Origin of the sequence: Pseudomonas frederiksbergensis (genome assembly GCF_001952935.1) — a bacterium.
Classification (GTDB): Bacteria; Pseudomonadota; Gammaproteobacteria; order Pseudomonadales; family Pseudomonadaceae; genus Aquipseudomonas; species Aquipseudomonas frederiksbergensis.
Genome location: NZ_CP018319.1, coordinates 4,828,889 through 4,849,604, shown reverse-complemented (window position 1 = coordinate 4,849,604; position 20,716 = coordinate 4,828,889). Strand labels below are relative to the sequence as shown.

The 20,716-nt window shown below is 59.2% G+C and carries 21 protein-coding genes; 3 read left to right on the top strand and 18 right to left on the bottom strand.

The window, feature by feature from the left end:
* Nucleotides 1–34: 34 nt before the first annotated feature.
* The 4 genes from PFAS1_RS22710 to PFAS1_RS22695 form a co-directional block, all read right to left on the bottom strand.
* The gene (locus tag PFAS1_RS22710) at nt 35–472 is read right to left on the bottom strand and encodes a DUF3995 domain-containing protein (protein ID WP_076030600.1); all 438 of its coding nucleotides are present in this window, start codon (nt 470–472) and stop codon (nt 35–37) included.
* Between the two features lie 129 nt (nt 473–601).
* The gene (locus PFAS1_RS22705) at nt 602–1,618 is read right to left on the bottom strand and encodes an ABC transporter substrate-binding protein (protein WP_076030599.1); all 1,017 of its coding nucleotides are present in this window, start codon (nt 1,616–1,618) and stop codon (nt 602–604) included.
* 118 nt (nt 1,619–1,736) lie between these two features.
* On the bottom strand, nt 1,737–1,940 hold the full coding sequence (locus PFAS1_RS22700) for a hypothetical protein (RefSeq protein ID WP_076030598.1): 204 nt from the start codon (nt 1,938–1,940) through the stop codon (nt 1,737–1,739).
* Nucleotides 1,940–2,410 carry a hypothetical protein gene (locus PFAS1_RS22695; protein WP_076031578.1) on the bottom strand — a complete coding sequence of 157 codons (471 nt, stop codon included), beginning with the start codon at nt 2,408–2,410 and terminating at the stop codon, nt 1,940–1,942. Before PFAS1_RS22695 ends, PFAS1_RS22700 begins: the two co-directional genes overlap by 1 nt.
* Before the next feature lie 413 nt (nt 2,411–2,823).
* Here PFAS1_RS22695 and PFAS1_RS22690 point away from each other — a divergent pair, with 413 nt between their 5' ends.
* Nucleotides 2,824–3,072, top strand: a complete 249-nt coding sequence (locus PFAS1_RS22690; RefSeq protein WP_076030597.1) for a hypothetical protein — start codon at nt 2,824–2,826, stop codon at nt 3,070–3,072.
* 158 nt (nt 3,073–3,230) lie between these two features.
* On the top strand, nt 3,231–3,461 hold the full coding sequence (locus PFAS1_RS22685; RefSeq protein ID WP_008151675.1) for a hypothetical protein: 231 nt from the start codon (nt 3,231–3,233) through the stop codon (nt 3,459–3,461).
* 171 nt (nt 3,462–3,632) lie between these two features.
* Here PFAS1_RS22685 and PFAS1_RS22680 read toward each other — a convergent pair whose 3' ends face one another.
* Nucleotides 3,633–4,211 carry a YajG family lipoprotein gene (locus PFAS1_RS22680; RefSeq protein ID WP_076030596.1) on the bottom strand — a complete coding sequence of 193 codons (579 nt, stop codon included), beginning with the start codon at nt 4,209–4,211 and terminating at the stop codon, nt 3,633–3,635.
* Nucleotides 4,204–4,836 (bottom strand): hypothetical protein, encoded by a 633-nt coding sequence (locus tag PFAS1_RS22675; RefSeq protein ID WP_074880617.1) that lies wholly within the window; start codon nt 4,834–4,836, stop codon nt 4,204–4,206. The genes PFAS1_RS22680 and PFAS1_RS22675 overlap by 8 nt, the downstream gene beginning before the upstream one ends.
* A 342-nt stretch (nt 4,837–5,178) precedes the next feature.
* On the opposite strand from PFAS1_RS22675, the gene PFAS1_RS22670 reads away from it, so the two are divergent.
* Complete coding sequence (locus PFAS1_RS22670; protein WP_076030595.1) at nt 5,179–5,418, top strand: DUF2789 domain-containing protein; 240 nt, start codon at nt 5,179–5,181, stop codon at nt 5,416–5,418.
* A gap of 394 nt (nt 5,419–5,812) precedes the next feature.
* Here PFAS1_RS22670 and PFAS1_RS22665 read toward each other — a convergent pair whose 3' ends face one another.
* The 12 genes from PFAS1_RS22665 to iolE all read right to left on the bottom strand — a co-directional run bounded on the left by PFAS1_RS22665 (nt 5,813) and on the right by iolE (nt 20,682).
* Nucleotides 5,813–7,417 carry a methyl-accepting chemotaxis protein gene (locus PFAS1_RS22665; RefSeq protein ID WP_076030594.1) on the bottom strand — a complete coding sequence of 535 codons (1,605 nt, stop codon included), beginning with the start codon at nt 7,415–7,417 and terminating at the stop codon, nt 5,813–5,815.
* 196 nt (nt 7,418–7,613) lie between these two features.
* Entirely contained in the window at nt 7,614–8,018 is a 405-nt protein-coding gene (locus PFAS1_RS22660) for a TraR/DksA family transcriptional regulator (RefSeq protein ID WP_007907888.1), read from the bottom strand.
* Nucleotides 8,019–8,346: 328 nt separating this feature from the next.
* Nucleotides 8,347–9,369 (bottom strand): ABC transporter permease, encoded by a 1,023-nt coding sequence (locus tag PFAS1_RS22655; RefSeq protein ID WP_076030593.1) that lies wholly within the window; start codon nt 9,367–9,369, stop codon nt 8,347–8,349.
* A gap of 175 nt (nt 9,370–9,544) precedes the next feature.
* Nucleotides 9,545–11,110 (bottom strand): sugar ABC transporter ATP-binding protein, encoded by a 1,566-nt coding sequence (locus tag PFAS1_RS22650; RefSeq protein WP_076030592.1) that lies wholly within the window; start codon nt 11,108–11,110, stop codon nt 9,545–9,547.
* 71 nt (nt 11,111–11,181) lie between these two features.
* Nucleotides 11,182–12,108, bottom strand: coding sequence for a sugar ABC transporter substrate-binding protein (locus tag PFAS1_RS22645; protein ID WP_076030591.1), 927 nt, complete (start codon nt 12,106–12,108; stop codon nt 11,182–11,184).
* Nucleotides 12,109–12,264: 156 nt separating this feature from the next.
* Nucleotides 12,265–13,317: a Gfo/Idh/MocA family protein gene (locus tag PFAS1_RS22640; RefSeq protein WP_076030590.1), complete on the bottom strand. Its 1,053-nt coding sequence runs from the start codon at nt 13,315–13,317 to the stop codon at nt 12,265–12,267.
* A gap of 156 nt (nt 13,318–13,473) precedes the next feature.
* A complete protein-coding gene (gene iolG, locus PFAS1_RS22635) occupies nt 13,474–14,484 on the bottom strand; it encodes a bifunctional inositol 2-dehydrogenase/D-chiro-inositol 1-dehydrogenase (RefSeq protein WP_076030589.1) in 1,011 nt (336 codons plus the stop codon).
* 39 nt (nt 14,485–14,523) lie between these two features.
* Nucleotides 14,524–16,455: a 3D-(3,5/4)-trihydroxycyclohexane-1,2-dione acylhydrolase (decyclizing) gene (iolD, locus tag PFAS1_RS22630; RefSeq protein WP_076030588.1), complete on the bottom strand. Its 1,932-nt coding sequence runs from the start codon at nt 16,453–16,455 to the stop codon at nt 14,524–14,526.
* Nucleotides 16,456–16,602: 147 nt separating this feature from the next.
* Complete coding sequence (locus PFAS1_RS22625; protein ID WP_076030587.1) at nt 16,603–17,424, bottom strand: TIM barrel protein; 822 nt, start codon at nt 17,422–17,424, stop codon at nt 16,603–16,605.
* A gap of 25 nt (nt 17,425–17,449) precedes the next feature.
* Nucleotides 17,450–18,952, bottom strand: coding sequence for a CoA-acylating methylmalonate-semialdehyde dehydrogenase (locus PFAS1_RS22620; RefSeq protein ID WP_076030586.1), 1,503 nt, complete (start codon nt 18,950–18,952; stop codon nt 17,450–17,452).
* Nucleotides 18,953–18,982: 30 nt separating this feature from the next.
* Nucleotides 18,983–19,792: a 5-deoxy-glucuronate isomerase gene (gene iolB / locus PFAS1_RS22615; protein ID WP_076030585.1), complete on the bottom strand. Its 810-nt coding sequence runs from the start codon at nt 19,790–19,792 to the stop codon at nt 18,983–18,985.
* Complete coding sequence (gene iolE / locus PFAS1_RS22610) at nt 19,789–20,682, bottom strand: myo-inosose-2 dehydratase (protein ID WP_076030584.1); 894 nt, start codon at nt 20,680–20,682, stop codon at nt 19,789–19,791. The genes iolB and iolE overlap by 4 nt, the downstream gene beginning before the upstream one ends.
* Nucleotides 20,683–20,716 lie beyond the last annotated feature (34 nt).

Sequence of the window (20,716 nt, the reverse complement as noted above, 5' to 3'; positions counted from 1 at the left end):
CGAGCCTGCTCGCGATAGCGATAATCCGGTCGACTCAGATCCAGGCAACGGCCAACAACCCCGCCCCCAACACCACGCACAACGGCGAATACGCCCAGGTATCGAGCCGGGCAAACTTCGAGTCCTTCACCTGCTTGAAGAACCCCATCAGATGCGAGTCGCCGATCGCTCTGGCAAACATCAGCATTGCAATCGCGCTGATCACCCATTGCAACGACCAGTGATGCACCGCCGGCAGATACAGGCCGACTCGCATGCACACCAGCATCGCAATCAGCAGCAACCCGACCGCCACCAGTAACGTGGCAAAGCCTGAAGGCTTGAAGGCCGGCCGGGCTTGCGCGCTGCCCTCTGCGGATATTCGCGGGACCGCCGCCTCGCTACCCAACTTGCCACCCGCCGCCCAATACAGGTGGATCAGACTGATCAACAGGAAGATGGCAGCCATCCATTGCGCGATCAATAGGCTCATGTTCGGACTTCCAGCGTGAAATGTCGCAGCACAATGAACTTCCTTGAACAATTTTGTAAGGGTATTCGTCAGCAATGGCGCACGGCCACCAGCGCTGATCGATGACTTTGCGCCGCCATGGCCCACCCTTTACTTCAATTTTGCAGACACCTTGTCGGCCACATCCTTGGGCACCCAGGCCTGCCACACGTCCGGGTGCGCCTTCATGTACGCCTGCGCCGCCTGCCGTGGCGGAGTGTGCTTTTCGCTCATCTCGGCCAGCGCCTTGTTCAATGAATCGATTGGCAAGTCGACCTTGCTGAAGAACTCGGCGATCTGCGGATACTGCTTCTGGAATGGCGTCGACACACCGATGGACAATTTCGAGGGCAGCGAGCGTGTCGGTTTCGGATTCGGGTTGTCGGCGTCGGTCAGGGTTTTCCAGGCATCAGCGTCGAACGGCGGCTCTTCAAGCTGAATCAGTTTGAAGCGGCCGAGCAAAGGGGTTGGCGACCAGTAATAGAACAGCACCGGTTTGCCGCGCCGAATCGAAGAACTGATCTCCGCATCCAGCGCTGCCCCTGAACCGCTGCGGAAATTCACATAGCTGTCGTCCAGCCCATACGCCTTGAGTTTCTGTTTGTTGACCACTTCCGACGTCCAGCCGATCGGGCTGTTGAGGAAGCGCCCCTTGCCCGGGGTTTCCGGATCACTGAACACGTGCTTGTATTTCGGCAGGTCGCTGACACTGCGCAGGTCCGGCGCCAGCGGCTTGATGCCTTTCGCCGGGTCGCCTTTGATCACGTATTCGGGCACCCACCAACCCTCGGTGGCGCCCTTGACCGTATCGCCCAGACTCGCGACTTTGCCTTCGGCCTCAGCCTTGACCCAGACCGGACTGCGACCGGCCCACTCTTCGCCAATCACCTGAATGTCATTGTTGGCCAGTGCGGTCTCCAGGGTAATCGTCGTCCCCGGCAAGGTATCGGTCGGCAGCCCGTAGCCCGTCTCGACGATGATCCGCAAGATATCGGTGATCAGGCTGCCGCTTTCCCAGTTCAGGTCGGCGAAGTGGATTGGCGCCTGGGCAGCCGACACCGGAACGGGTGACACCAACAATCCGAAAGCGGCCAGGGTAGCGGCCAGCAACCGTCGAAATCCGTTCATGCTTTTGCACCTCGTGCTGTTCACAGCAATAGCGGGATGGCCTGGCAGAAGACCGCAAAGCCTCTGAATACTCAGTCAACTGACTGTAGTAGAGGTTCCTGCTTTCGAGGGAGGTCAATCAATTTTCGGAAAGTTCCTGCAAGTGCGCCAACGCTCTTCGTACCATGCTGGCGTACTCCGCCGGACGCAACGTATAGATCTGTGACGCCACCCAACCTAGCCATGCACCTTGCAAAACAGCCTTCTGGTCGAACAGTCGCTGGGCTTCGGCTTGCGCACGGGCCTGGTGCAGTTCGTGGAAGTCGGCGCGGGCCAGGGTCACTATTCGCTGGCCTTGAAGGTCACCAGTTCCCCTTTGCGCCACTTGGCAGCCTTGGCGGTCACGGCTTTCAGGGTTTTGGTCAGGCCTTCCTGCAACTGCTGGTGAGCGGCGAACACCATCACCACGCCATGACCTTCCTTGAATACGATCCCGTGGCCATCAGCGGTGGTGACGAACGCGTAATCACCCAGGCCGTACACCGTCAGTTTGATTTCACGGAACTTGATGTCCAGCTTGCCGCCTTCGCGACTGGGCAATACGGAGGCGCTGAAATGATCGCCGACCTTGAGCTTAAGCCCTGGTTTGTCATCGACCACCAACGCCTCTTCGGTGTCGATCTCGGCAATATAAATGCCTTCAGCGTTCTGTTCGGTGATGTAAACAAAACGTGACTGGAACTGTTTAACCAGCTTTGCGCGCAAATCACCCAGCACGAACAAAGCATGCATATCGAGATTACTTACTGCCAAGGAAACATCCCCACATTTGAAAATGATGCTGCACGCAGGAAAACAGCGCACAGCAGAAAAAAGCGGCAATGCCGAAGGTGTCGCAAAAAGACCCGGGTTGAAATCCTGAAACGAGCAGAGGGCTCATCCATCGCGAGGCTTGAGAAGACTACTGGAACAACACTCACGTCGTCTTGCCTGGCGTTCGTCAGAGGTTGAAGGAAAAATCCCTTCCGACGGCCAGAAAAACGGGACTACCAACTTTAGGGAAAAATCTCTTTAACAAAAGCACTTTTCCGACATATCGCCAGCAAAAAATTGCTTTAGATGAACATCGATCGCCAGACACTGATGGTGATTCTAGAGCAGCGATGCTCATCGAGACTACCCAAAACCACGTACGCACGTCGGTAAAACAACGAAAAGGACTTCATATGTGCACGCTGACACATTTTGCTCACCCCCAGACGCCTGACACGAACAGCTCGACGACCCTGCCTCCGGGGATGTTTCAACCGTATGAATACTACCCTGAACAGGCTGCCCGGCCACGCTTTCAGGTCATTCTGGCCGGAAATGCCTTTTTTCATATCAAGGAAATTTCCACCGGCCGCGTCAGAGGTTTCCGCGGCAATCATAACGACGCCTGCGCCCTTGCCCGCTCGCTCGAGTTACGCGCTTGACGGTTCCGCCACGTTCATTTCCATAGACGCTTCGTCATGCCGGCGACTTATCTCAGCCGCCGGCATGCAACTACTGCCATACTGCCCGACCAATGAAACCCGTCCCCAGGGTGGGCGGCGCTCAAAACAACAGAATATTTTCAAGGGAAGGCTGCTACGTGACGGAATTTGATATCGGTGAATTTTTTATCCGGGGCGAAGCCAGAGAAGTCGAAGGCGAATTCCAGGCAGTCATTATCATGCGCGCCAAACCACCGCTGACTACCGTGACGTATCACCAGGTCGAGAAGGATCGCTGGTTCAAGACCTCGGACGTCGCTGCCGTTGCTGCCCAGGATGCCGCCAAGGCGCTGAAGGTTGCCGTCGATGAAGGGGCCTTGAAGGCCTGAGATGGGGTGGACAAGTCCGGGAGCTGCGCTGGAACAGCGCGATTTTCATGACCGTCAGCGTGCTGTAACAGACCAGAGCCTGTCTCGCCGGCAGGATCGACACCCCGGCCGATGAGGTGTCTGCGGCGTGCAAACCTTGCACAGATTGCACGCCTTCATGTCGACAAATGATCAGATCAGCTTGCGCTTGACCGCTTCATCCAGCGTGCTTTGGGTCAGATGCTTGAGCAACACGTCCCCTCGTTCATTGAACGGCAACCCGACAATCAGCAGGATCTGCATCCAGGTGCGAGTGCTCTCCTGTTTGACGATTTTACCCAGCACCTTGCCTTCCTGATCCTTGAACACTGTTTCCAGCGTGAAGGTATTGCTGAACGTCGTCGGGATCACGAACAACGTGAGCCCCGTCAGCCAGGCACTGGCGATATTGCCCTGCTCGTTGTTGGTCAAGGTACTCGTGACGTACAGGTTCGAGTCGACTTTGTCGGTGGTCACGTTTTTGAACTGTCCGGATTCCTTAAAGGTTTCCAGCATGTTCTTTTCCACCAGCGCCGCATTGCCCACGCCCCCCGACAGTTCACCGTTGAACTGCTGCTGAGTGGTCACGTGCAGATAAGCACTGGGCTTGTCTTGCCTGGCCTGGGTCGGTGGCCATTGATCCACCGGTGGCAAGTCATGCTGGGAGTAGGAAATGCAGCCCGTCAGGGCGCTGCTGACCATCAACAGTAAAACCAAAAAGTATTTATTCATGTGCAGCCAATTCCTTTGACGGTGTACGCAATTGAGGGGTAGCACTCGCCAGCAAGTGAGCGATCAACTCACGCAACTGGGTACCGCCCAGGCGGGGATTGAGGTAATCGGCGTTCCACAGGCCGACATTCTTGTCGAGCTTGACCTGCTCGACCGACCTGGCCAGTTGCTTGCCCTGACGGTCTTCGATGACCAGTTCGCCCGCGAGGTCGTATTTGTCGACGTAGATCGGACCGTCAACCCAGATCCAGAGGGTCAAGGTCACCAGCGCACCGGGAATGTAAGCCGGATGCATGGTGCGTTTGCCTGCCAGCGAGGTCAGGTTGAACTTGAGCACTACGTCGTCCTGACCGGCCTTGGCCGGGAATACCACGATTCGCTTGAAGTAATCGCTTTTGTCGACATAGGTGCTGATCTGCTCGGTCAACTGCCGGCTACCGGCGACACGCACCTTATCGTCCAGCTCGGGGGCGGAAATCACCACGTCACTGATCTCGGCACTGCGATCAAGAGTGGATGGCGCGGGGCTCAAGGGTTCGCCGATGGGACCCAGCGGGGTGAAAGACACACAACCCGTCAACGACAGGCCTAGCGCGACGGCCATCAGATAAACAAGACGCTTCACTGCATACATCCTTTTCATGCGGGATCGGGGATGCGTCGGCTCGAAAGAAAATCGTGCAAGGGATGGGCAATTCAGTACTGAACGGCGGTAAACCTGAGGGACCGAGTGTCGCCTACATCCTTGTTCGAACTCTTTGAATGGCGGCTCAGTGACGCCAAAAACGCGACGGCATCGTAATCGGTGGAACCCCGACAGGCAATAGCCCAGTGCTATCACGGTGGCGAATCCACAGAAAGCTGCTAAACCCCTATCGAACTCTTGGCGCGCGGTTCCCTCAGATGCAATGACGCTGCACTGCCGATTGCGCACTCGATGCGACTGAATACTCTCAAGGAGATGAAGATGGATTCACCTACACACGACTTGAAAGGTTTGTTCGACCAACTCGGTCTGGACTCCAGCGAAAAGGCAATCGACGATTTCATTGCCAACCATTCACCCCTGGCCGACGACAAGAAACTCATCGATGCCGAGTTCTGGACCCCGCAGCAAGCAGGCTTCCTGAAAGAACAATTGCGTGAAGACGCGGATTGGGCGCGGGTGGTCGACGATTTGAACCTGCGTATGCATCAGATCCACTAACCACTGATTCCATGCAGGCTGTCGGGTGTTTTGGCGTTCAGTTGCGCCAACCAGGCAGCCCTGCACGCCTGCGCCTCTTCGCGACTTGAGCATGCCGTTTCGCGGCGCGGAGCAACGTTGATAGAGGCGCCGATGGAGGTAGCCACAGGTTGACGGACAGGCTCAGGGCCTGAGGGGGCGCGCATCGCAAAAACAAAAGCGAGGCGGCCTACCGGCCGGCCTGATCTCCCAACATGCTCGTACACATGATCGTTCCCACGCTCCGCGTGGGAATGCCGCCGGGGACGCTCCGCGTTCCGCTGTCGACACAAGGCTTGAGTCCTGCGCATTGGTGACGCGGAGCGTCACGGGATGCATTCCCACGCTGAGCGTGGGAACGATCAGTGGGTGGCTATCAACGAGGGCTTTCCGGCTTGTAACCCAACCGCAAACCACCCCAATGCCGGCCCTTGAGTATGATCGGCACCGAAAGGTCGTGCATCAGTTCACCGGTGTCGCGGGTGTAGGTTTGCAGCAGTACAGCCTGTTGATGGCTGCCACAGCGAATCCCGGTACGGTCGGCGAATTTGCGTTTGGTGCGGTTCTGCAAGGTATCGACCTGCGCATCACCGGTCAGTGGTTGACTGAATACCTTGTTGTGGGTCGGCACATAGCCCTGCTGCGTACAGGCGATGGCGAACACCAGGCCTTCATGACGCGGCAACAAAGGTTCCTGGATCGCCGGCAAGACCTGATCGGCGTAGCGATCGAAGCGGGTCTGGTATTTGGCCGGGCTGGTGCCGGGAATGGTTTGGTAATTGCGGTCGAACAGGTCATCGAGACTCACGCGACCCTCATCGATATCCGCTTCAAAGCGTGCCGCAATCTGACTCGCGCCTTCGCGGGCCAGGTCATAAACCCGCTGGTGATAGTCATCCAGCCCGACTTCGGCGAGGCGTTCGCTGATGGTTTCGGCCTGACCTTCCATTTGCACGGCGGCCTGGGCCAGGCGCTGGGTCTGTTGATCGCTGATTGCCAGGTCGCTGCGCATCTGTTCGATGGCGTGGAACAGGCTATCGAGTTGTTCGCGGTTGGTGTCGGCGCCTTTGGCGATTTCCCCGACCTGGCTTTCGACGCCGGCAGCCAGACGCGCAATGTTCTCGAGGTGCTGACCGGTGTGCTCGACCTGCTCGACCCCGGTGTCGAGGTCGCTGGACAGTTGACGGATCTGCTCCACCACTTGCGCGGTGCGTTGCTGAATATCAGCGACCATGTCCCCGACTTCGCCAGTAGCCGTTGCCGTGCGCGCGGCCAGACCGCGAACCTCATCGGCCACCACCGCAAATCCGCGACCGTGCTCGCCGGCCCGGGCCGCCTCGATAGCCGCGTTCAATGCCAGCAGATTGGTCTGGCTGGCGATGGACTGGATCACCAGGGTGACCCGCTGGATATCATCACTGCGCAGGCTCAGGGCTTCGATCAGTTCGCGGCTGTTACTGGCGCGCTGACTGAGCTGATGCATACGGGCGATCGACTCGATCAGCTCCGTACGCCCTGCCGCGCTACTCCGATGAGCCTCACTGGCCGCACTAAGGGCTTCCCGGCTGAGTGTCGAGGTGGCTTGTTCGGTCGCGATCATCACTTCGGCGTTGCTGACAATTTGCGCTGCAGCACCGAGCTGCGACTGCAGTTTGTCGGCCAGTTGCTTGACCGAGAAGGCCACACCGGCGGCAGACAACGCGTTATGACTGGTGGTGTAGGAAAGATCGCGAGTCAACTCGGCAATCGCGCTGGCGCTGTCGACGGGGGTTGCCTCAGGGAGGGCGCGCGAGCGCAAGCGAGGTAGCCAGATAATCAGCACGGCCAATGGCAGGCCAAGGTAAAGCGACCAGCCGCCCAGCGTCATGCCGCACAACAACAGCATCAAGGCGATGCTTTGCAGGGTCGGCGTCAACCAAAGGTTTTTCGGCAAAAGCACGGGTGCAGACGATGCTGCAACCAGAGATCCGTCACGCGTCATCTTCGTCACCCATTATTCTGATTGTTGTATCGGCATTAAACGCCACTACAAGGCCATTATCTATGGTCCCTTAGTAGTGGGCATTGCAGCAGATCAATAGAAGTGCGGGGGTTTCTCGCAGACGAAAAAAAGCATCGCGGGCCAGCCTTGCTCCTGACAGGAGTGAGGCTTGCCCGCGATGCGGGGCGTTACGAAATCAGGCCTGACGCTGGTGCTTGTCGATCTGTTCGTGACGCTCTTGAGCTTCGATGCAGTACTTGGTGGTCGGGCTGATCAGCAGGCGCTTCAGGCCAATGGCCTCGCCGCTGTCGTCGCACCAGCCGAAACTGTCTTCCTTGATGCGTTCCAGAGCCTGTTCCAACTGAGGCAGCATGCGCTGGTCGCGATCGATCGCGTTCACCAGCCAGGTGCGCTCTTCTTCAACAGAAGCAGCGTCGGCCGGATCGGCCGGGGTGTCCAGGCTTTCGATGGCGATGCGGTTCTGTTCGATGCGCTCATGGGTTTCGACTTTCATGTTCTGCAACAGCTCAGAGAAAAAAGCATGTTGCTCGGCATTCATGTAGTCATCCGCCGGCATGGCCAGCAACTTGTCCTTTGTCATTGATATCTCTATAAAAAAACGTGCATTAAGGCGAATTAGGGAGCGTTCCGGCGGACCTGGGTCTGCCATCGGAACGGCGCCGTTTAATTCCAAGCGCCACCCGGCACTCAATTTACGAGGGGCGGCAGTCTAAGGCCGACTTGAGGCCTCAGCAACTGAAAAGACAGCGAATTTGTCCGACAAAGCCCTGAAAGTGCTCTATGGCAGTCTTTGCGGTGGTAATCGGAGTGCGTTTATAGCAAGAAATTCAATCGAGCGGCTGTATATAGAAGACAAATGGTTGCGCCACGCGGGTCAGGCGTGGCGCATTAGCTGTTTTATCTGAGGCTCAGCGCTTGAGTTTGCGCTTGTTGCGGTACTGATCGATGACCACTGCCACCACGATGATCAGGCCTTTGATGATGTCCTGAATGTAGGCATCGACGCCGACGAAGGTGAAACCGCTGGCCATGACCCCAAGGATCAGTGCGCCGATGACCGTGCCGGTGATGCGCCCTACTCCGCCGGCCAGGCTGGTGCCGCCGATCACTGCCGCGGCAATCGCGTCCAGTTCATAGGACATGCCCATCCCGGCCTGCCCGGTCGCGGCCCGTGCCGATGCCACCACACCCGCCAGGCCTGCCAGCAAACCGGCGATGCTGTAGACGATCACCAGATGCCGCTTGACGTTGATCCCCGAGGTGCGCGCCGCCTGCATGTTGCCGCCGATGGCGTAGGTGTACTTGCCGTACTTGGTGTAACGCAGGGCGATGTGAAAGATCACCGCGACCACCAGGAAAATGATCACCGGCATCGCACCATGTCCGATCGCCGTGTAGGAATCCGAGAGCATGCTCACCGGTTGGCCTTCGGTGTAGTAACGCGCCAGGCCACGGGCCGAGACCATCATGCCGAGAGTGGCAATGAACGGCGGGATACCGGTAATGGCAATGATGCTGCCGTTGATCGCCCCCGCCAGCAGTCCCACCCCAAGCCCGACAATCACCGGGATCCACACTGGCAAGTCAGTCAGCGACGGGAACACTGCCCGGGTGAAGTCCGACGTCTGCGCCAGGCTGGCAGCGATCATCGCCGACAGTGCCAGCACCGAGCCGGAAGACAGGTCAATGCCGGTGGTGATGATCACCTGGGTCACGCCGATCGCCAGCAGACCGATGATCGACACCTGCAGGATCATCAGCACCAGACGCTGGGAGTTCATCAGGAAGCTCTGGTCGCGCACGATCCAGCCAAACACTTCAAAGACCAGGCCGATGCCAATCAGCACCAGGAAAATACTCAACTCGGTTGGAAAGCGCCGGCGACTGTTGACCGGTGCGGTTGCTGGCTTGTTTTCCAGTATCGCGTTCATAAACACTCACCCTTCTAAAAAATCCGGCATCGAATACATACCCTGTGGCGAGGGAGCTTGCTCCCGCTGGGCTGCGAAGCGGCCCCAAGCTCTCGGATTTACCGTAGATCTGGCGAGTGCTGCGCACTCGAACGGGAGCAAGCTCCCTCGCCACAGAGACTGTGTTCACCATTGATTAATGGCACTGGGACATACCCGAGGCCAATTGCATCACTCGTTCCTGGCTCGCTTCGCTGCGGTCGAGGGTGCCCATCAGGTCGCCCTCGTGCATGACCATCACCCGGTCGCTCATGCCAAGCACTTCCGGCAATTCCGAGGAAATCATGATCACTGCCATGCCTTCGCTGGCGAGATAAGAAATGAGCCGGTAGATCTCGGCCTTGGCGCCGACGTCGATACCGCGAGTCGGCTCGTCGAGAATCAGGATTCGTGGGTTGGTCATCAGCCAGCGCGCCAGCAAGGCTTTCTGCTGATTACCGCCGGAGAGCGTGTCGATGCACTGCTCCAGCGACGGGGTTTTGACCCGCAGCTTCTTGCACATGTCTTCGCACAAGGCGCGCAAGGCTTTTTGCTGAATGAAACCGTGGCCGGCGTAATGCGGCAACACCGCCATTTCCATGTTCTCCAGCACCGACAGGCAAGGGAACAGGCCGCTGAGCTTGCGATCCTCGGTCAGTAACGCGAAGCCCTTTTCGATCGCCATGTGCGGATCGCTGATGCGCACCACTTGGCCGTCGAGGCGAATCTCGCCACCGTCGCTCGGGGTGATACCGAAAATCGCTTCGGCGACGTTGGTCCGCCCCGAGCCCATCAACCCGGCAATGCCGAGGATCTCGCCGGCGTGCAGGTCGAAGGAAACATCCTTGAAAATGCCGTCCAGTTTCAGGTCGCGCACCGACAGCAACAGATCGCCGATCGGTTTTTCACGCACCGGGAACAACTGGCTCAGCTCGCGGCCGACCATCATCGAAATCAGGCTGTCGCCGTCCATGCTGTCGGCCCGTTGCAGGCCGATGTAGGCGCCGTCGCGGAACACCGCCACTTCATCGGCGATGCTGAACACTTCGTTCATTTTGTGGGTGATGTAGATGATGCCTTTGCCCTGACTCTTGAGGTCGGCAATGATCGAGAACAGATGCGCGACTTCCTTGTCGGTGATGGCCGAGGTCGGTTCATCCATGATCAGGATGTCGGAATCGTAGGACACGGCCTTGGCGATCTCGACCATCTGCCGTTCGGCGATGCTCAGGTTGCCGACCAGTTCTTCTGGATCGAGGTTGATCCGCAGGCGTTCCAGCAGTTTCGCCGTGCAGCGGTGCATTTCACGGTGGTCGATCATATGGAAACCGTTGAGCTGCTCACGGCCAATCCAGATGTTCTCGGCGATGCTCATGTGCGGCATCAGGTTGAGTTCCTGGTGGATCATCGCGATCCCGGCCTGGAGCGCCGCCAGTGGCGTTTCGAACACCACCGGTTTGCCGTGCAGGCGCAATTCACCGGCATCCGGTTGATAGATGCCGGCAATGATTTTCATCAGGGTGGATTTGCCCGCGCCGTTTTCGCCCATCAGCGCCAGCACGGAACCGGGGCGTACCCGAAGCTGCACATCGGACAAGGCCACCACACCGGGAAAACCCTTGCTGACGTTGATGATCTCCAGCAGGTACGGCTCATCGACAGGTGTTGCAGCTGGCTGGATACCCACCAACGGGGTGCTCGAAGCAGTCGCTGAAGCGAACATGATCAGGTACTCCATCAGCAAGGTCGCGGTCGCAACCTTGCGTGTTTATTGTTGTTATTGAACGGACGGGGCTATTTGAACGTGTCGACGTTTTGCGGGGTGATCAAGCGGTATGGCACCCACACGGCCTGTTCGACCGGTTCGTTTTTGGCCATTTTCACAGCGGTGTCGATCGAACCGTCGGCCTGACCCTTGGCGTCCTGGAACACCGAGACGGCCATGTTGCCTTTCTTGATCGCGTTCAGACCGTCCGGCGTTCCGTCGACACCGGCGATCAGCACACTGCCTTTTTCGACACCCGCCTGTTGCAGGGCCATCGCAGCACCAATGGCCATTTCGTCGTTGTTGGCGATGACCGCGTCGAACTTGCGGCCCTGGGTCAGCCAGTCGTTGACCAGGGTCATGCCCTTGTCCCGCAACCAGATGCCGGTCTGCTCTTGCTCGATCTTGATGTTCGGGTATTTGGCCAGAACGTCTTTGACGCCCTTCGTACGGTTGGTGGTGGAGTTGTTCGCGAGGTCGCCCAGCAGAATCACGATGTCGCCCTTGCCGCCCATTTTGTCGGCCAGGTACTGCATCTGCATTTCACCGGCCTCCAGATCGTTGGAGGCGACAGTGACCACGCCTTTGGGCAGCTTCAGGTCATCGGGGCGGCGGTTGACGTAGACCAGCGGGATGCCGGCCTTGACCGCGGCTTCTGTGATTTTTTTGGTGGCGGCGGTATCCACCGGGTTGACCACGATGGCATCAACCTTCTGACTGATGAAGCTTTCGACCTGGCTCAACTGCTTGACCACGTCGCTGCGGGCGTCTTCGAATTGCAGCTGCACGCCCTCGGGGTAGGACTTGGCTTTCTTGTCCATGGATTCGCGCAGGTAGGTCAGCCAGGTGTCATCGAATTGGGACATGCTGACGCCGATCTTCATATCGGCAAGCGCCGCGCCACTGGCGAACATCAGGGACAAGGCAAGTGAGGCGAAGCGGATCTTGGTCTTCATGAAAAGTCTTTCTCCACATTCTTGTTGGTTTTATGGATGAGGCGTGACGATTTCAGTAAGCAGGCAAGCGGGAAAAGGGTTGAAACAGGTGGCGAGGCAGGTCGCTGGAAATGACTCTATTAGAATATAATTTCTATATCAACTCATTTTAGAATTTTATTCTAATTTTATTCCATGACTCTTGAACGGGCTCAATTCCACCGCCTGATGCCGCTCGGCACTCAGTCGCGCAGCGTCTAGCACGCGGGTGGTCGCCAGTGCATCACGGGCATCCACGGGCAGTGGGCCACCGCTCTGCAACGCGGTTTGTAGCTGTAAATAGAACTGATTCCAGCAACCGCGCTCGGAGGGAACCCGCTCGCGCACTTCGCCCTGTTCGAACCAGCCCCAGCGGCGATGCTCTTCAACGCCCCAGCGTTCACCTTCGGTTTTCGGCGAGAGCCCGGCGAGCGTCGATGCTTCTTGCCCGTCCAGGCCATCGACGCTGTAACAGCCTTGGCTGCCGGTCACCCGAAAGCGCGGGCCGGGGGTGTTTTGCAGGCAACTGCCACCCAGGTGGGAGGTGACGCCACTGGCGTGAGTCAATGACATAAAGAAGCCGTTATCGAAGACCTGGCCTTTTTCCAGGTAATCCAGTTCGGCGTAGACTCGTGTCACCGGGCCGAACAACAGCAATGCCTGATCCACCAGATGGCTACCGAGATCACGCAGGAAACCACCGCCACTGCCGTTGTTCACCGCCTGCGGCGAGTAACGCTCGATCCGCGATTCGAAACGGGTGACCTGGCCCAGCGCACCGGATTCGATGAGTTTGCGTACGGTGAGGAAGTCCGAATCCCAGCGCCGGTTCTGGTAGACGCTGAGCTGCACGCCCTGGCGCTCGGCCATGGTGATCAGGGTTTGCGCCTGTTGCGCATCGGCCGCAAACGGTTTGTCGCTGACCACCGCTAAACCGTGTTCAATGCCATCAAGCACCAGTGCCGGACGGCCCTTGAGTGGCGTGGACACCACCAGCAAATCGATCCCGGCCTCCACCAGTTGGCCGATGCTGTCGAACGCTGGCACCCCAGGGTGCTCGACCGCCAGCAACTGTCGGCGTTCCGCTGAACGGGTGACCACACCGACGAACGTCGCCGCCGGCAAACTGCTGATCAGCGGAGCATGGAAAAACCGGCCGCCATGGCCGTAACCGACAAGTCCGATACGCATGTGTGCATTCCTTCTTCTTATTGTTATGTAACCGCTCACTGGATACACACCGTCCTTGTGGGAGCGGGCTTGCTCGCGAAGGCGGTGTGTCAGGCGACATCAATGTTGACTGTACTGACGCCTTCGCGAGCAAGCCCGCTCCCACATTGGATCGGGTTAGCCGTAGAAGTGTGGGCGGTCAGGGAGGGCAACTTTGACGATGGCCCCGCTGTTCTGGGCTTCGATGCACGCGTCTGCTGCGACGGCGGCGGCAAAGCCATCCCACGCCGACGGGCCACCGACCTGCCCGGCCCGCACACCATCGATGAACGCCTGCAACTCAACGTCGTACGCGGCAATAAACCGATCCTTCCAGTCCATCAAAATCGCATTGGACAACTTCGCCCCGCTGCGCAACTGAACCTGCGACGGTTCCGGCAGTTTGGCGATGCCGGTCTCCCCCACCACTTCGCACTGGATGTCGTAGCCGTACTGGCAATTAACGAACACCTCCACATCGATGCGCGTGCCCTTGGCGGTTTCCAGCAGCACGATCTGTGGGTCTTTCAAATGCGCGAGCGCCTTGCTGCTCTTGCGCGGGAACACCACTTGCACCGAGACGTAATCGTCATCGAGCAACCAGCGCAACACGTCCAGCTCATGGATCAGCGTGTCGGTGATCGCCATGTCGGTCTTGTAGTTTTCCCCCACGGTCGGGTTGCGGTGCGCGCAGTGCAACATCAACGGCTCACCAATCTGCCCGCTGTCGATCACCGCTTTGAGTGCCCGATAGCCCTCGTCATAAGGGCGCATGAATCCGACCTGCACCAGGCGTTTGCCGTGGGCCACTTCGGCCTCGACGATTTTGCGGCAGCCATCAGCGGTGACCGCCAGCGGCTTCTCGCAGAACACCGGCTTACCTGCCGCAATCGCCGCCAGCACGAACGCTTCGTGGCTCGGGCCCCAGGAGGTGACGAGGATCGCTTCGACCTCCGGCGCCTGGATCAGCGCGTGGCCGTCGGGATAGACCTCGGCGGTCAGTTTCAGGTCGGACACGACCTTCGCGGCTTGCTGCAAGTTGATGTCGGTCACCGCAACGACCTGGCTATTAAGCAAGGTCTGGCTGCAACGACGGATATGGTCCTGGCCGATGGCCCCGGTGCCGATGACGCCAAGCTTCAAAGACATTTAATGACTCCTAGATTTGTTGTTGTTCGTTCAGGGCAATCAGTACTGACGGGCCTTTGCCAGTCGTTCATTCAGGGTCTTGGCCACCGCATCGGTGCGGGCGCTGGTGGAGACTTGCGCCACGCCGACTCGCCACCACGACAGGTAGCCATGAATCATGGTTTTGGGCAGGACCTTGATGTCGATCAGCGTCGACACCGTCTGCAAGCGCGCATCGGCCAATGCGGCTTGCAACTCTTCAACGGTGTGCACCTTGTAGGTCTTGCAGCCATAAGCCGCCGCGCTCATGGCGAAATCCACCGGCACGAACCCGCCGTCGAGCTTGCCGGTTTCCGGGTTGCGGAACCGGAACTCGGTGCCGAAGCTGTCCATGCCGTTGCCCATCTGCAGGTTGTTGATGCAACCGAAGGTCATGTTGTCCAGCAGGACCACGTTGATCTTGCGTCGCTCCTGAATCGAGGTCGCCAGTTCCGAATGCAGCATCATGTAAGAGCCATCGCCGACCAGCGCATAGACCTCGCGATCCGGCTCGGCGAGTTTCACGCCCAGTGCGGCGTTGACCTCGTAACCCATGCAGGAATAGCCGTACTCGACGTGATAGGTGTTCACGCCCTTGCTGCGCCAGCTGCGCTGCAAGTCACCAGGCAAACTGCCAGCGGCGGCGACGATCACGGCGTCATCGGCGAGGGTCTCATTGAGCACGCCGAGCACGCGGCTCTGGGTCAGGCAGGAACCGGTCAGCTCGATGAATTCGCGCAGCACCGCCGGGTCCATGTGGTCGTTGATTTCCGGGATGAAGTCTTTGCCCTGGTATTCGACCTGATAGAGGCGGTCGACTTCCTCGTCCAGTTGCGCCTTGGCCTGACGCGGTTGATCGCCCCACGCAGAACGGTAATCGCCCAAAGCTTCAGCCAAGGCTTGCAAGCCGACTCTGGCATCCGCCAGCAGCTGCACGCCGTCGAGTTTCAGAGCATCGCAGGGACTGATATTGAGGTTGAGGAATTGCACGTCCGGATGCTGGAACAGGGATTTCGACGCGGTGGTGAAATCGCTGTAGCGGGTGCCGACACCGATGATCAAATCCGCGTCTTTGGCCAACAGATTCGCCGCCAGGCAACCGGTTTCGCCAATGCCGCCGACGTTCAGCGGGTGACTGGACACCACCGCACTCTTGCCGGCCTGGGTTTCGGCGAAGGGAATATCGAAGCGCTCGGCAAACGCCTGCAACGCCGCATTGGCACCGGAATATCTGACCCCGCCACCGCAAATGATCAGCGGCTTGCGCTTGCCTTTGAACAGCGCCAGCGCATCACCGAGCATCGCTTCTGTCGCCGGACGACGCTCGATGCGGTGCACGCGTTTTTGCAGGAAATAATCGGGGTAGTCGTAGGCCTCGGCTTGCACATCTTGTGGCAAGGCCAGGGTCACCGCGCCGGTTTCGGCAGGGTCGGTGAGCACGCGCATAGCGTGGATCGCCGCCGTCATGAGTTGCTCGGGACGGTTGATACGGTCCCAGTATTTGCTCACGGCTTTGAACGCGTCGTTGGTGCTGATGCTCAGGTCGTGGAACTGTTCGATCTGTTGCAGCACCGGGTCTGGCTGGCGGCAGGCGTAAACGTCGCCGGGCAACAGCAGCAAGGGAATGCGGTTGGCGGTCGCCGTCGCAGCGGCGGTCAGCATGTTCGCCGCGCCCGGGCCTACCGATGAGGAGCAGGCGTAGATCTTGCGCCGCAGGTGTTGCTTGGCGAAACCGATGGCGGCGTGGGCCATGCCTTGCTCGTTGCGGCCCTGATGGACGATCAGGTCGCCGCTGTCCTGCTCCAGGGCTTGCCCCAGGCCCAGCACATTACCGTGGCCGAAAATGGTAAAGATCCCGGCGACGAATTTGCTTTGAACCCCATCGACCTCGATGTACTGGTTATCGAGGAATTTCACCAGGGCCTGGGCCATGGTCAGTCGTGTTGTAGTCATAACCGATCCTTCAATAAACGAAGAAACCTTGTGGGAGCGGGCTTGCTCGCGAAGGCTGTGTGTCAGGCGACATCAATGTTGGATGTGCCACCGTCTTCGCGAGCAAGCCCGCTCCCACATTGGATCTCCATCAGCCTGATAACAGTGTCAGGCCAGGGATTTTTGCAGGTGATCCATGCTCGCGCCGATCGCCTGCCGGATATCCGCCAGGCCATGGACGCTGTCGGCAAACGGTTCGAACGACAGGTAGCCGCTGTAACCACTACTGAGCAAGCTGTCGATCTGCGCCGCGTTGCCGAGGATGTCGCCCTCGCCCACCAGCACCCGATGGCCGTCGCGAATGCTCGCCAACGGCGCCTCGGCATCCTCGACACCGGAGATGTGCACCAGCCCAGTCAGTTCGGGGAAAAACTCATGCTCGCTGGCCAGGTGATGGTGAAAGGTGTCGTGAACCAGACGGAACACATCCAGCCCGCCGATGGCCTTGATCGCGTCCACCGCCGTGCGCTTGCGGCGCAGCGAGCACTCTTCGAAACCCAGCGGTTCGATGAAACCGAGAATGCCGTGTTCGCGCAGGATCGGCGCCAGCTCAGTCAACGCCGTGCGCAAACCTGAAGCACGTGCGGCCTCGGTGCGCGGGTCGGCACGGTCGTTGAGCGGGCACATGACCAACCCTTGAGCACCGCAATCACGGGCATAAGCGGCCAGCTTCAAGGCCTGTGCACGACGCTCGTCATTCCACACATCAAACGGATACAGCGCGTTGATCGACAGCACGCTTATGCCTTTGGCAGCACACAACTCACGGACGCGCTCGGGTGCGGTGCCGTCTTCGATCTCGACGCCTTTAAGGTCGTTGCGAATTTCGATGGCGTCGGCCTTGAGGGTCACCGCCAACTCGATGAACGCGGGCAGGGACAAACGTGGGGCGACCATACGGTTCAGGGCGAAACGCAGGGGCTTGCTCATTATTGTTGTTCTCCGCACAGGTGAATCAGTTGGCCGTCGGCATGCTGAATTCAGGGCCCTTGGCGATGCTGTCGGGCCAGCGCTGCATCACGCTTTTGTAGCGGCTGTAGAAGCGAATGCCTTCCTCGCCGTAAGCGTGGTGATCGCCGAACAGCGAGCGCTTCCAGCCGCCGAAAGAGTGCCAGGCCATCGGCACCGGAATCGGCACGTTGATGCCGACCATGCCGACCTTGATCGTGCGGGCGAAGGCCCGGGCGATGCCACCGTCGCGGGTGAAACAGGACACGCCGTTGCCGAACTCATGGGCGTTGATCAACGCGACGGCACTGGCGAAGTCCGGCACCCGAACGATGCCCAGCACCGGGCCGAAAATTTCCTGTTGGTAGATGCTCATCTCGGTCGTGACGTTATCGAACAGTGTCGCGCCGACGAAGAAACCGTTCTCGGCGCCCGGCACCTTGAAGTGACGGCCATCGACAATCAGCTGCGCGCCCTGGGCCACGCCTTCGTCGATGAAACCTTCGACTTTGGCCTTGTGCTCGGCCGTCACCAACGGCCCCATGTCACTGTCAGCCTTCAAGCCATTGCCGACTTTCAGTTGATCGATACGCGGCAGCAGTTTGGCAATCAGTTGATCGCCGACATCGCCCACCGCCACGGCAATCGAAATTGCCATGCAGCGCTCACCGGCCGAGCCGTAAGCCGCGCCGATCAGGGCATCCGCCGCTTGATCCAGATCGGCGTCCGGCATGACGATCATGTGATTCTTCGCCCCGCCCAGCGCCTGCACACGCTTGCCGTGGGAGGTGGCTTGCTGGTGGATGTACTCGGCAATCGGCGTCGAGCCGACAAAGGAAATCGCCTCGATGTCCGGGTGTTGCAACAACGCGTCGACGGCAGTCTTGTCGCCCTGGACCACGTTGAACACACCGTCCGGCAACCCGGCTTCGCTCAACAGACGGGCCATCAGCAAACTGGCGGACGGGTCGCGCTCGGACGGTTTGAGGATGAAACAGTTACCGGTGATCAGCGCCAGCGGGATCATCCACAGCGGCACCATCACCGGGAAGTTGAACGGCGTCACGCCAGCGCACACGCCCAGCGGCTGACGCAAGTTCCAGTTGTCGATGCCGCCACCGATGTTGTCGCTGAACTCGGTTTTCAGCAGGTTCGGCGCACCGCAGGCGTACTCGACGATTTCGATGCCCCGGGTGACTTCGCCCTTGGCGTCGGAAAACACTTTGCCGTGTTCGCGGCTGATGATTTCTGCCAGCTCATCGTGATGTTGGTCGAGCAATTCCTTGAACTTGAACATCACCCGCGAACGGCGCAGGGACGATTGTTCGGACCAGGCCGGAAAAGCTTTGAGGGCCGAGGCGACCGCTTCGTCGACGGTCTTCTGGCTGGCCAGCCCGACGCGTGCCTGAATGCTGCCGGTGGCCGGGTTGAAGACGTTGCTGAACCGTTCGCTATTGATGTCTTGCACTTGACCGTGGATGTAATGGCCGATGATCGGGGCGTTGCTCATTGATCGTGTTCTCCGTGCAAAAGTAGGAATTCAGAGATCCAACAGCCAGCTGTGCTGCGGATCGTTATGGAACTGCCAGACGCGTTTGGGTCCGGCCATCACGTTCAGGTAGTACGACTCGTAGCCGTACGGCACGCTGACCGGGTGATAGCCTTTGGGTACAACCACGAGGTCACTGTTTTCCACGGCCATGGCCTGGTCGATGCTGCGATCGTCGGTGTACACCCGCTGGAACACGAAGCCCTGAGGCGGGTTGATCTGGTGGTAATAGGTTTCTTCGAGAAAACTCTGGTGCGGTAAATCGTCGGTGTCGTGCTTGTGCGGCGGGTAGCTCGACGAGTGACCCGACGGCGTGCGCACTTCCACCACCAGCAGCGAATGGGCCGGTTCGGTGTCCGGCAGAATGTCGCAGACGTAACGGGTGTTGGCGCCTTTGCCGCGTACGCTGCGCTTCATGGTGTCGGGTTTGATCAGCCGTGGGCCGAGGCCGTTGCTCGTTGAACCGGGCGCGGCACAGACGGCAATTTGCACATCGCTGAGCGCGACCACTTGCGCCTGACTGCCGGGTGGCAAGTACGCCGCGAAGGGTGATTTGTCTTCGAATACCGACTGACGATCGCCGATGTTGTCCCAGTCGAACGCACCCTGCCCCGGCGCTTCACCCTTGATGCTGACCCGACCACTGAGCAGCACCAGGCACAGTTCCTTATCACCGGCCGACACCGGCAAGGTCTCGCCCAGACTCAAGCGATAAGCGGCGAAGCCGACGTATTCCAATTCACCTTTCCCCAGCTCGACCATGGTCCGGCCACGGGCGTTGCTTTTGACCAGCAGGCTCATATCGCAACCCTCTCGTCGAGCAGCGCACGCAAGGTGTCGTAGCCTTTTTTGGCGTAGACATAACTGGGCGCCACCGCCGGGTCCTGTTCCGCTTCGACCACCAGCCAGCCGTGGTAACCGGCTGCCAGCAGCACGTCGAGCAAGGCGCCGAAGTCGATGTCACCGTCGCCGGGCACAGTGAAGGTGCCGTTGATGATGCAGTCCGGGAAGCTCCACAGGTTGTTGCGCGCCAGTTGCACCACCGGTTTGCGCACGTCCTTGAAATGCACGTGGCAGATGCGTTCGATGTGTTTGCGCAGCACCTGCAACGGCTCGCCGCCGCCCATGTAGCAATGGCCCGAATCGAACAGCAGACCGACTTCGCTGCCAGTCAGCGCCATCAGTTTGTCGATGTCGGCCGGGGATTCGACGTAGGCGCCCATGTGATGGTGGTAGGCCAGGCGCACACCTTGGGACAAGGTGAAGCGCGCCAGTTCGGTGAGCTTGTCGGCGTACTCCTGCCAGGTGTGTTCGGTGTGGAATCGCGGGCGTTCAACCAGCGGAATGCGCTGGCCTTGAATGGAGTCGGCGACTTCGCCGTACACCAGCACCTTGGCGCCGTTTTTGGCCAGCAGCTCGACATGGCTGCCAATGGCATCAATTTCTTCGGCCACCGAGCGGCGGGCCAGACGGCTGGAATACCAGCCGGACACCAGCGCCAGGTCGTAAGGGCGCAGTACATCGCCGACCCCCTTGGCGTCCTTGGGGAATTTGCCGTTGAGTTCGAAACCTTCGTAGCCGATTTCCTTGCCTTCGCTCAGGGCGGTGCTCAGCGGCGTCTCGCCACCGAGGGACGGCAGGTCGTCGTTGCTCCAGGAGATCGGGTTGATGCCAATTCGAATAGCGGGCATGGCTGCACCTTTTATTGTTTTTACAAATCTGTAA